We start from the raw sequence: 11,644 nt of genomic DNA, 5'->3' as shown, positions 1-11,644 counted from the left end.
CCGCTCATGCCCCGATCGCCGCTGTCTCCCCGATCGCCGCTATGCCCCGATAGCACTGCCGATGACGGGCCAGGAGTCGCGTAGCTCGGTCTCGAACAGACCCCAGGAGTGGGTGCCCTGCGGTAGGTAGGCGAACGTGGCCGGGATTCCGAGTTGCCGAAGCCGCGATTCGAAGGCGCCGGCGCACACATGGGTGACCATCTCGACGACACTGCCGCCGATCGTCTGCGGCACGGCCAGTAGTGGGTCGTGGTTGTCGACGGGCCCCGGCATCCCGTTGCCGGTCGACACGAACAGCGTTGTGCCGCGCAGGCGCTCGGCGCTCAGCATCGGATCGTGCCGCGCCCACGCGGGATCCCCGGGCGCACCCCACATGTTGGCGGCGTTACCGCCGCCCCGCAGTTCGACCATCGACCGCACCATCGCCTGGCCGAGCACGCCACTGGTCTGTGCGCACCCGCTGTACGAGCCCACTGCACGGTAGAAACCCGGTACCTGCGCCGCCAGGTCGAGTACCGCGCTGCCCGCCATCGAGACTCCGCCGATGGCTTTCGAGCCTGTTGTCGAAAACCGGCTGTCGATTGCGGCGGGAAGCTCGTGGGTGAGGTACGTCTGCCACTTGTTACGCCCGAGCACCGGATCGTCCGCGACCCAGTCGGTGTACATGCTGTACTGGCCACCGATCGGCATCACGACGTTCACATGCTTGTCGGCGAAGAAGTCCCGGACCCGCGTGTTGTTGAACCACGAGATGCCGTCCGATCCGCCGCCGATCCCGGTGAGCAGGTAGAAGGTGGGTGCGGACGCACCGGAAGCGGGCGAGATGACGTCGTTGGAAACCCAGCGGCCCATCGCCTCCGAGTAGACGTCCACCCGGGTGATCCGCGGCTCCGCCGAGGCGGGCGGCGGTCCGAGCGCCAGCCACGCGGACAACAGCAGAATCGTCACCACCAGTCCACGGAGAGGGGCCGAGCGTCGCAGAACGTCGAACGGTCGCATGATGCCCCCTGCCTGTGGCCTGCTCGTCCAATCTAAGACGCCGGGCTACCTGCTTGTCGCGGTTCCACGGAACCGGTGTATAGATGGATCGATGACGGACACCGACCGGCCCGACGAGCGATTCACACTCGCCAGTGAGCGGACGTTCCTGGCATGGATGCGAAGTTCGCTGGCCTTGCTCGCGGGTGGTCTCGCGATGATCCACCTAGTCCCCGAATTCAGCACCGGGTGGGTGCGGACGACCCTCGGCCTGATTCTGATCGGTCTCGCCGCGGCAGCGGCCCTCGTCGGACTGCGACGGTGGTCTCAGGTCGAGAAGGCCCTACGCGACGGCGCGCCGATGCCACCGCCCCACGAGTTGAGGCTGTTCGCCGTGGCTCTGACGGTGGTGGCGCTGGGAGCGGGGCTCGCCAGCGTCGTCGCCGTTCTCTAACCTGCAGAAGAGGTTTGCATAACGCGAACCGGACGTGACGACGAAGGAGTACACGGTGGCCCACGAGCTCAAGCTGGGATACAAGGCGTCGGCGGAGCAGTTCGGTCCGCGGGAGTTGGTGGAGCTGGGTGTGCTGGCGGAGGCGCACGGGATGGATTCGGCGACGGTGTCGGATCATTTCCAGCCGTGGCGGCACGAGGGTGGGCATGCGCCGTTCTCGATTGCGTGGATGACGGCGGTGGGGGAGCGGACGGAGCGGTTGCAGTTGGGGACGTCGGTGATGACGCCGACGTTTCGGTACAACCCGGCGGTGGTGGCGCAGGCGTTCGCGACGATGGGATGTCTGTATCCGGGTCGGGTGATGCTGGGGGTGGGTACCGGTGAGGCGCTCAACGAGATCGCGACGGGTTTTGCGGGGCAGTGGCCGGAGTTCAAGGAGCGGTTCGCGCGGTTGCGGGAGTCGGTGCGGTTGATGCGGGAGCTGTGGCTCGGGGATCGGGTCGATTTCGAGGGCGAGTATTTCTCCACGAAGGGGGCGTCGATTTACGACGTGCCCGAGGACGGGATTCCGGTGTACATCGCGGCGGGTGGTCCGGTGGTGGCCCGGTATGCCGGGCGCAGTGGGGACGGGTTCATTTGTACGTCGGGTAAGGGGATGGAGTTGTATACGGAGAAGTTGCTGCCGGCGGTCGCGGAGGGGGCGGCGAAGGCGGAGCGCGAGGTCGCGGAGATCGACAGAATGATCGAGATCAAGATTTCCTATGACACCGATCCGGAGTTGGCGTTGGAGAACACCCGGTTCTGGGCGCCGTTGTCGTTGACGGCGGAGCAGAAGCATTCGATCGATGATCCGATCGAGATGGAGAAGGCGGCGGATGCGTTGCCGATCGAGCAGGTCGCGAAGCGGTGGATCGTGGCGTCGGATCCGGATGAGGCGGTGGCGCAGATCAAGCCGTATCTCGACGCCGGGTTGAATCATCTGGTGTTCCATGCGCCCGGGCATGACCAGAAGCGGTTCCTGGAGCTCTTCGAACGTGACCTCGCCCCCCGGCTGCGCGGCTAGGCGGCTTCGCCGCCCGTGAGTGGTTAACGAGTGTAGAGACTCGTTAACCACTCACAGGCGCGGAGCGCCTCAGAGCATGTGCACCCGCTTGTACAGGCGCTTGGACGGCCCGCCCAGCAGGTCCGCGTCGGCGAGGAAGCGCATCAGTGGCTGCGAGCTTTCGCGTACCTTCGCGGCGCGGAACGAGTTGTTCTTCGCCTCGCGCAGCGCTCGCTCGGTGTCCAGCCCGGCGGCGGCGTAGACAGCGGGGTTGATCATGCTCGACACGATGAGGTTCGCCGCGATCGCGATGGCGCCGCGGCTGGCCGCCCGGCGAGCCTTGCTGGTGCCCGCTGCACGGCGCAGTGTCTCCTCACGAGCGAAACGCATGTGCCGGGCTTCCTCGACCACGTGGATCTTGCTGGTCACCCGAACGATCGGCTGAACACGGGTGTCCTTCATCCAGTCGCGCTGCATGACGTCGAGGATTTCTTCGGCGACCAGGATGCCGGCGTAGGCGACCTCTCCCGACGCGAGAGCTTTGAATCCGCGACCCAGGTTGACGACGGCACGGCGCGGCACGTACGACGGGCAGCCGAACTTCTCGGCGGTACGAGCGAACATCACGGAGTGCCGGCATTCGTCGGCGACTTCGGTGAGCGCGAACTGGAAGTGCGCCTGCGAGGCATCCTTGGCATACATGTCCCGGATGACCATCTGCTGCAGGATCATTTCGAACCAGATGCCGGTGCCCATGATCGAGGACACTTCGTGCTTGGTCAGGGTGATCTGCTGCTCGAACGTCATTTCGTTCCACAGCGGGGTTCCGAACAGTGTGGACCATTCCGGCGTCAGGCCGTACAGGTCGTCGGGGACCGGTGCATCCCAGTCGACCTCGACCATGGGGTCGTACGACATCCTCGCGGAGGATTCGAGGAGCCGTGTACCCGTGTCCTGGCGATCGGTGATCCTCGGGTTGCGAAGCTCGAGCGTAGAACGGGTCATGAGCGTCCTCCATATCAGTGTGACGAGACGTAACATGTAATATGGACCTCAGAATGATTTACGTCAAGGCCGCTCGTGTACAAATGCTGGACTCGCTGACGGATACGCCGCCCATCGAGCCGGTGGGTGATGATTCCCACACACGCCCGGAGTTGGCTTGCTGAATGTTTGCTGATGGTCTGTAGTGGGTGTGCCTGCAGTCGGCAACAAGCTCCCGAACCGCAACGCGCAGGGTTCGGGATCGGCCGGCGGTCCCTCCCCCGACTCGGGGTCGTCGGCTGTTCCCACACCCGCTCACCCCAGCGGGTGTGGGAACAACCAGGCCGCCCGCGGCCCTCCTTCGAAGAAAGTTGGATGAGCAATGCCCGAGCAGAACCCTGTGAAACCCGACATCGTCGTCGGAGCCCGTGTCCGGGTTCGGCGCGAGACGGAAACGACGGCGCAGGGTGTGGTGATCGAGGATTTCGCGGAACTGACCACGTCGGGGCAGTCACTCGGCCGCGACTGGGCTCCGGTGCACCGGTGGGCGGTCGCTCTCGACGACGGACGTCTCGTGTTCGCCCACGACGGCGAACTCGACGTCGACTCGGCGTCGAGCGGACAGTGACCGACGTCAGTCGACGCCGTGGAGACGTTTCATCGCTCGGTGCAGTTGGTCTCGCTGAGCGCGGGTACGCCCAGGCTGCTGTGGCCATCCCGGTTTGCGCGGAGACCGTCGAGCGCGAAGCCGGTGCTGACCGATCCGGCTGCGTGGTGCCTCGAATCTGGTGATGTTGATTTCTGCGGTAGGCATGTTCGGGATCTTTCTGTTCCTCACCTATTACCTCCAGCAGCTGCTCGGATACAGCCCGATCGCGACCGGTATCGCCTTTCTGCCGATGGTCGCGTCGATCGCCCTGAGCGCTTCGTTCTCGGGAGCGGTGCTGGCCAATCGATTCAGCCCGCGGATACTTGTTACGTCCGGTCTGCTCGTCTCTGCACTCGATGGCATTCCTGACCGCGATCGATGTCGACTGCGCCTACCTCACCGGCATCCTGCCGGGTCTTGGCGCGGTGGGGCTCGGTCTCGGATTCGTCTTCTCGAGCGCGATGGCCTCCTCCACGGCGGGAGCGCGGGCCGACGACGCCGGCGTCGCTTCGGCCACGGTGAACACCGCGCAGCAAGTCGGCGGTTCGATCGGGATTGTCCTCCTCAGCAGTGTCGCAGCCTCAGCAGCAGACAACTACAGCGCCGAGCAAGCCGTGTCTGGGGATCCGGCCGTCGTGGGCGCAGCAGCTCGCCGAGGGTGCGGCGCTGGCCGGCTATCACTCCGCGTTCTGGGTGGCCGCAGCATTTTCGCTGTCGGCGCGTTGGTGTCGATGACACTGTATCGCAACGAGATTCCGCAGCAGGACGCCGATGCGGGGCCAGTTCTGGTCCACTGATGGAGTGTGCTGATCGGGCCCTATCGAGGCGGTTCGCGCCGAACGGTGCGGGGGGTCGGCCTGGCATCTGGAGACCGCGCGATGGTGCGGATGCCGGTCAACCCCTCGATGGCCGCGGCCAGATCGTCGGCGGACAAGTCTCCTGATTCGGGGTCCGTATCTGCAGGCTCGTGGCCTCGCCGGGACTTCTGGTTCATATATCTGCCTGTCTTCGAGTCGACGTGGGGGGAGAACTCACTGATCAGGGTCGGGCGGATTCGGCTTCAGCGGCACAGGCGCCACCACATACGGGCGTAACTGTCTGGCTGCAAGCATGTTTCCCCCTTTCCCGGCGGTTGTCCGCCTCATCTCCTGGTTCCACCACACACCACGAGCAAACCTCTGGCAACTTGCGGCGCTGTGATTGTCCCCACGTAGATGGTACGGGCGGGAACAGATATCCCGGGGTAGCGCTGGCGAGCGGGTCGCGCTGATGACGCAATGACGTCTGGTCAGGTGGCAGTCAGTGCGAACACCCGCATGTTGCGATCGGTGCGGGTCTCGTAGACGCCGTAGACCCTGACCATGGCATCGAATTCACGATAGATGCGGGTTCGTTCCGGTTCGGTGAGGAGAGTGGCGGTCACCGGGATCGCCTTTCCCCCGATGGTCACCGTCGCGTGCGGCTCCGCGATGAGGTTCGCGGACCAGGCGGGGTGTTTCTCTTGCCCGAAGTTGCTGCCCACCACGTAAATTCGGTCACCCTCGCGGTAGTACAGCAGCGGGCTGGTCCTCGGCTTCCCGGACCTGCGGCCCGTCGTGGTGAGAAGCACCACCGGCGCGGCGATCGGGCCGAGAACAGTGAAACGACCACCGCTCTTCTCGAGTAGACGCCGGTCTACTCCGGCGAGCTTCCGAATCACCCACGACCCCGGCCGGGTAGCGGCGAAGGTCGCAGCGGGCTCACGCAGGAAGCTGTTTTCGCTGCCCCACCGCACGTCGGGAAAGGGTGATTCGGCCATATGTCATCTGACCGCTTCGCAGGATCCCTGTCAATCGTGGTGGCCGGAGGTGCCGACGGCGACGGCGCCGGCGCGGACCGCCGGATACGCTATGGCCATGGCTGCACCTGGAACCTCCGCACCAGTGAGTCCGCCGGGCCGTTCGGCGCCGTCGAGCATCTACATCGCCTCGCCGGAGGGGGACACCGGTAAATCCACCATTGCGTTGGGTGTCTTGCAGATGCTGTGTGCCTCGGCGGCACGGGTGGGTGTTTTCCGGCCGATCGCGCGATCGACGGAGGAGACCGACTACATCCTGGAGTTGCTGCTCGAGCACACCACCGCCGACGTCGGTTACGAGCAGTCCCTGGGTGTTACCTATGAGCACGTCCACGCCGACCCCGATGGCGCGCTCAGTGAGATCGTCGCGCGGTATCACACGATGGCCGAGCAGTGCGATGCCGTGGTGGTCATCGGTAGCGACTACACCGACGTGGCCAGTCCAAGTGAGCTCGGGTACAACGCGAGGATCGCCGTCAACCTGGGTGCGCCGGTGCTCCTCGCATTGCGGGGAGCACGCCGCAGTCCTGACGAGGTGGCCCAGCTCGCTGCGCTGTGCATAGGCGAATTGAAGGCACATCACGCTCATCTGATCGCGGTGATCGCCAATCGGTGCAACCCGGACGAACTCGGCGCGGTCACGTCCGCGCTGTCCTCCACCGGCGTGCCTGCGTGGAGCTTGCCGGAGATTCCGCTGTTGACCGCGCCGACCATGGCAGAACTGCTCGACGCCGTCGACGGCACCTTGTTCAGTGGGGATCCCGAGCTTCTGCACCGTGAAGCGCTGCGGGTGATGGTCGGCGGTATGACGGCCGAGCACATCCTCGAGCGTCTGAGTGATGGGGTGGTGGTGATCGCGCCTGCCGACCGTTCCGACGTACTGCTGGCGATGGTCAACGCCCACGACGCGGAAGGGTTTCCGTCGCTCGCCGGGATCATCATGAATGGTGGTCTGCTCCCGCATCCCGCGATCGCCGACCTCATGGCAGGTTTGAAACCGCGTCTCCCGATCCTCACCACGTCGCTGGGGACGTTCGACACGGCAAGTGTTGCCGCGCAGACGCGGGGCCGGGTGGCCGTCGGCTCGCAACGCAAGGTCGACACCGCGTTGAGCGTCATGGAGCAGCACGTCGATCCCGCTGTTCTCGTCGAACGGCTGAAACTTCCGATTCCCTCGGTGGTCACACCGCAGATGTTCGAGTATCAGCTGATCGACCGGGCCCGGCGCGGTCGCAGGCACATCGTCCTTCCGGAGGGTGATGACGACCGTATCCTCCGGGCCGCGGGCCGTTTGCTCCAACGCCAGGTGGCGGAGCTGACACTCCTCGGAGACGAGGGACGGGTACGCAGGCGTTCCGCCGAACTTGGTGTTGACCTCTCCGAGGCGCAGGTCCTCGATCCGCGAACCTCGGAGTACACCACCTCGTTCGCCGAGGAGTACGCCCGGCTGCGCGCGCACAAGGGCATGACCCTCGAGCGTGCACGGGAGGTGATGGGCGACATCTCGTACTTCGGAACCATGATGGTGCACAGGGGAATAGCGGATGGAATGGTGTCCGGCGCCGCGCACACCACCGCGCACACGATTCGGCCGTCGTTCGAGATCATCAAGACTCGGCCGGGTGTGAACACGGTGTCGAGCGTGTTCCTGATGTGTCTGTCCGACCGCGTCCTCGCCTACGGCGACTGCGCGGTAGTGCCCGACCCCACCGCCGAGCAACTGGCCGACATCGCGATCTCGTCCGCTGAGACTGCCGCCCAGTTCGGCATCGACCCGCGCATTGCGATGCTGTCGTACTCCACCGGCGACTCCGGGACCGGCGCGGATGTCGACAAGGTGCGCTCCGCCACCGCCGTAGTCCGTGAGCGGCGACCGGATCTGTTGGTGGAAGGACCGATTCAATACGACGCCGCCATCGAGCAGAGTGTGGCCGACAAGAAGATGCCCGACTCGCAGGTGGCGGGTAAGGCGACGGTGTTCATCTTCCCCGATCTCAACACCGGCAACAACACTTATAAGGCGGTGCAGCGCAGTGCCGGTGCCATCGCCGTCGGACCGGTGTTGCAGGGTCTGAACAAGCCGGTCAACGACCTCTCCCGGGGCGCGCTGGTCGAGGATATCGTCAATACGGTGGCCATCACGGCCATTCAGGCCGCGGCGCTCGAACCTCGGGGGGCAGACACGTGAGCGACGACACCGCAGGATCGGTACTGGTACTCAACTCCGGTTCTTCGTCGATCAAGTTCCAGCTCATCCAGCCGGACACCGGCGAGTCGATCGCCTCCGGGCTCATCGAGCGGATCGGCGAACCGGACGGTCACATCGTGTACCGACACCGCACGGGCGTGGAGGAACGACACGGTGTCATCGCCGACCATCGTGCGGGTTTGAAGACGGTCCTCGAGGTGGTCGCCGAGGTCGGCCGGCCGCTCGGTGAGGCGGGGATCGTCGCCGTGGGACATCGCCTCGTTCATGGTGGCAAGGTGTTCTACGAGCCCACGATCATCGACGACGACGTAGTGCGCGCCATCTCCGATCTGTCGAGCCTGGCGCCGCTGCACAATCCGGCGAACGTGATCGGCATCGAGGTGGCACGGGAAGTGCTTCCCGATGTCCCGCACGTCGGAGTATTCGACACCGCGTTCTTCCACACCCTGCCCGCGGCGGCGTCCACCTATGCCATCGATCGGAGCATCGCGCAGGAGTACGACATTCGCCGTTACGGCTTCCACGGGACGTCGCACCAGTACGTGTCGTCCTGTGCCGCCCAGTTCCTCGGCAGGGACACCTCCGAGCTCGACCAGATAGTTCTGCATCTGGGCAACGGCGCCTCGGCGTCCGCCATACACGGCGGCCGCGCCGTCGACACCAGCATGGGATTCACGCCACTCGAGGGCCTCGTCATGGGTACGCGCAGTGGTGACATCGACCCTGGAGTCCTCCTTCATCTGTATCGGCAAGGACTGACGGTCGACCGGATCGACGATCTGCTCAACCGGCAGTCGGGTCTGCGTGGGCTGTCCGGTGTCAACGACTTCCGCTCGCTCCGGACCCTCGTCGGTGAGGGAAACGCGGACGCCGCGCTCGCCTATGACGTGTATGTGCACCGGCTTCGCAAATACATCGGCGCCTACCTCGTGGAGCTGGGTGGTGCCGACGTCATCACGTTCACCGGGGGAGTGGGCGAGAACAACGTCGATGTCCGGCGCGACAGCCTGGCGGGGCTCGAACGTCTCGGCATCATCGTCGACGACACCCGCAACAGCTCGGAATCCCGGTCGGCCCGGCGCATCTCCTCGGACGACTCCGAGGTGGAAATTCTCGTCGTCCCCACCAACGAGGAGTTGGCGATTGCCCGGGCGGCAGTCGACTTGGTGGGTGGCTGAGCCGGTGACCGACTGCTAGAACAGGCTTTTCGGGCGAATGGTGTTGGCCCGGTCGACCAGTGCATAGCGGTGGGTGCGTTCGGGTGCTTTGCGGGCCAGTGCGCGCAGCGCCGCCTCGGCGCCCGTGCGTAACCCGTGTTCGGTGAACGGCACGCCGAGAAAAGGTCTTTGTTCGGTGGTCGACGTGTGGCCGCTGCGTATCCAGTCGAGTGCGGTACCCAGTACGAGGGTGCGCATCTGAAGTGCCCGGCTCTCTTCGTGCGGCAGCGCGGCGACACGAAGCGCCGCCTCGCGCAGCTCGGACTCCTCGATCTTGTCGATCGGCCGCCCGGACAGCAGCACCAGCACACCGGTCATCCGGGCCACGGTGAAGTGCCGGGAGGTGGGGGGAACCTCGTCGAGCGCCGCGAGGGCACCGGAAAGGTCTCCGCGCTCGGTGAGTTGCCGTGCCAGCCCGAATGCCGCACTCACAGCGTTGTGGTCGGTGCGCCACACCGACCGGTAGTACTTCTCCGCGAACGACCGCCACGGGGCCGGGTCCGAGGTATCCCAGTGCTGCAGGATCAACTCGGCGGTCGCGGCCAGGGCGAGCTTGGGTGCCGTCTCACCGGGCATCGCTTGCAGCACGCCTTCGAAGTGGGAGAAGGCTGCCTCGTAGTCGCCGGAGAGCAGTGCGGCGATTCCTGCATACCAGTCGATCCGCCAGTTGTCGCCGACGTCTCGCTCCACTTCCCCGAGCAGAGTGAGTGCCGTGGCCGCGTCACCGAGATCGAGGTGGGCCTTGATCTCGGCGAGCGTGAGTTCGCGGGAGAACGACACATCGGGATTTCCGACGAGGCGTTCGATGCCGTTGTCCCGGGCATGTCGCAGGGAGTCGAGCGTCTGCTGCGGTTCGCTGTGAACGGCGGCGGCCAGCAGGGGAGCGTTGGGGTCGGTGGGATCGATCAGCGGCACCGCCAGGGCCTGCGCCACCGAGCGCGCATCGAGTTTCTGCTCCCGTTGCACACCGTCGACGTAGACGTCGGTCTGTTCGACGGCCTCGTCGGTGCCGAATGTTGTTCGCTGCCTGCTGAACACCGTGGAGAGCCCGGGGTGTTCCTCGCCGGTCTGCTGCGCGAGTACCTCACGGAGTACGCCGGTGAGCTGGCCGGCCATCTCCTGCGCCGAGCGGAAACGCTTCGCGGGGTCGGGATCGGTGGCACGCAGCAGGAGTCGATGGAAGAACTCGTACTCGGCCAGCAGCGGCGCGTGATCCGGGGTCGGTATCCCGTCGAGGTACCGGCCCTTGTCGGAGGGCATGTCGAGCGTCAGCACCGCCAGCGTGCGGCCCACCGTGTAGATGTCGGAGGCGACGGTCGGGCCCGTCTTCACGATCTCCGGTGCCTGGAAACCCGGTGTGCCGTAAAGATAGCCGTAGTCCTCGATGCCCGCGACCGCGCCGAGGTCGATCAGCTTGAGCGAATCCTCGGTCACCATCACGTTGTCGGGCTTGAGGTCGTTGTAGACCAGGCCCGTGGAGTGCAAATAGTCGAGTGCCGGAAGTATTTCCAGCACATAGGCGATGGCTTGCTCGATGGGCATCCGTTCGGGGCGATGGTGCGTCGAGAGAACGTCCCTCAGAGAGTGCCCGCCCACGTACTCCATGACGATGTACCCCATCGGAGTCCCGTCGGATCGGGGGTGCTCGACGAAGTTGTAGATCTTCACGATGCTCGGGTGCGCCACCTCGGCGAGGAACTGGCGTTCGGCCAAGGCGACCGCCTGCGCCTCGGCATCACCGAAATGCAACAGACCCTTGAGAACCACCCATCGATCGCTCACGTTGCGGTCGATCGCGAGATAGATCCACCCGAGACCGCCGTGCGCGATGCATCCCTGCACCTCGTACTGGCCGCTCACCAGCTCCCCTGGCTGCAGAAGCGGCCGGAAGTCGAACGTGGCGGCGCACGAAGGGCATGTGCCGAACTCGCACTCTTCCGCAGTGGCGCACTTCCGGCCGACGGGATTGCCGCACTTCCAGCAGAACCGCTTGTTCTCGGGAACCGTCGGGTCCGACAGCACGGCCGAAGCCGGGTCGACCGTCTTCACCACCGGCACTTCGACGAGCCCACCACCCAGGCGCAGGCGGCCGCCGGAGCGACTGCGCGGTGACCGCGTCGAACGACCTGTCGTCGAGGCCCCCGATGGACGCGAAGCCTGCGTGGCCTGTTCCGGTTCGCGGGGTGCAGCCTGAGTGGCCTGTTCCGGTTTGCGGGGCGCAGCCTCGGTGGCGACGTCGGGATCCGGCGACCCCGTATTCTCCTGGGACATGGG

General features: G+C 65.5%; 10 protein-coding genes. 6 read left to right on the top strand and 4 right to left on the bottom strand.

The window, feature by feature from the left end; all coding sequences use genetic code 11:
* Nucleotides 1-39: 39 nt before the first annotated feature.
* A complete protein-coding gene (locus R4P95_RS02990; protein ID WP_317743544.1) occupies nucleotides 40-999 on the bottom strand; it encodes an alpha/beta hydrolase family protein in 960 nt (319 codons plus the stop codon).
* A 91-nt stretch (nucleotides 1,000-1,090) separates the two neighbouring features.
* Here R4P95_RS02990 and R4P95_RS02985 point away from each other — a divergent pair, with 91 nt between their 5' ends.
* Together R4P95_RS02985 and fgd are read left to right on the top strand one after the other, a co-directional pair.
* Nucleotides 1,091-1,432: a YidH family protein gene (locus tag R4P95_RS02985; RefSeq protein WP_213573215.1), complete on the top strand. Its 342-nt coding sequence runs from the start codon at nucleotides 1,091-1,093 to the stop codon at nucleotides 1,430-1,432.
* A gap of 55 nt (nucleotides 1,433-1,487) precedes the next feature.
* Nucleotides 1,488-2,495, top strand: coding sequence for a glucose-6-phosphate dehydrogenase (coenzyme-F420) (gene fgd, locus R4P95_RS02980; protein ID WP_317743543.1), 1,008 nt, complete (start codon nucleotides 1,488-1,490; stop codon nucleotides 2,493-2,495).
* Nucleotides 2,496-2,564: 69 nt separating this feature from the next.
* Here fgd and R4P95_RS02975 read toward each other — a convergent pair whose 3' ends face one another.
* A complete protein-coding gene (locus R4P95_RS02975) occupies nucleotides 2,565-3,479 on the bottom strand; it encodes an AurF N-oxygenase family protein (protein WP_159920062.1) in 915 nt (304 codons plus the stop codon).
* A 361-nt stretch (nucleotides 3,480-3,840) separates the two neighbouring features.
* Here R4P95_RS02975 and R4P95_RS02970 point away from each other — a divergent pair, with 361 nt between their 5' ends.
* Nucleotides 3,841-4,086 (top strand): hypothetical protein, encoded by a 246-nt coding sequence (locus tag R4P95_RS02970; protein ID WP_213573213.1) that lies wholly within the window; start codon nucleotides 3,841-3,843, stop codon nucleotides 4,084-4,086.
* Nucleotides 4,087-4,463: 377 nt separating this feature from the next.
* On the top strand, nucleotides 4,464-4,904 hold the full coding sequence (locus R4P95_RS02965; RefSeq protein ID WP_317743542.1) for a hypothetical protein: 441 nt from the start codon (nucleotides 4,464-4,466) through the stop codon (nucleotides 4,902-4,904).
* 491 nt (nucleotides 4,905-5,395) lie between these two features.
* Here the strand turns inward: R4P95_RS02965 and R4P95_RS02960 are convergent, their stop codons facing one another.
* Entirely contained in the window at nucleotides 5,396-5,905 is a 510-nt protein-coding gene (locus tag R4P95_RS02960; protein WP_213573211.1) for a nitroreductase/quinone reductase family protein, read from the bottom strand.
* A 91-nt stretch (nucleotides 5,906-5,996) separates the two neighbouring features.
* Between R4P95_RS02960 and pta the strand changes: the two genes are divergently transcribed.
* Both pta and R4P95_RS02950 read left to right on the top strand, forming a co-directional pair.
* Nucleotides 5,997-8,132, top strand: coding sequence for a phosphate acetyltransferase (gene pta, locus R4P95_RS02955; protein ID WP_317743541.1), 2,136 nt, complete (start codon nucleotides 5,997-5,999; stop codon nucleotides 8,130-8,132).
* Entirely contained in the window at nucleotides 8,129-9,331 is a 1,203-nt protein-coding gene (locus R4P95_RS02950; RefSeq protein ID WP_317743540.1) for an acetate kinase, read from the top strand. Before pta ends, R4P95_RS02950 begins: the two co-directional genes overlap by 4 nt.
* Before the next feature lie 15 nt (nucleotides 9,332-9,346).
* On the opposite strand, the gene R4P95_RS02945 is transcribed toward R4P95_RS02950, so the two are convergent.
* The gene (locus R4P95_RS02945; protein WP_317743538.1) at nucleotides 9,347-11,641 is read right to left on the bottom strand and encodes a serine/threonine-protein kinase; all 2,295 of its coding nucleotides are present in this window, start codon (nucleotides 11,639-11,641) and stop codon (nucleotides 9,347-9,349) included.
* Nucleotides 11,642-11,644: the final 3 nt, after the last annotated feature.

Origin of the sequence: Rhodococcus sp. IEGM 27 (assembly GCF_033142305.1) — a bacterium.
Taxonomy (GTDB): Bacteria; Actinomycetota; Actinomycetes; order Mycobacteriales; family Mycobacteriaceae; genus Rhodococcus_F; species Rhodococcus_F oxybenzonivorans.
The sequence above is the reverse complement of the archived record's forward strand: the minus strand, read 5'-3'. Positions and strand labels throughout refer to the sequence as shown.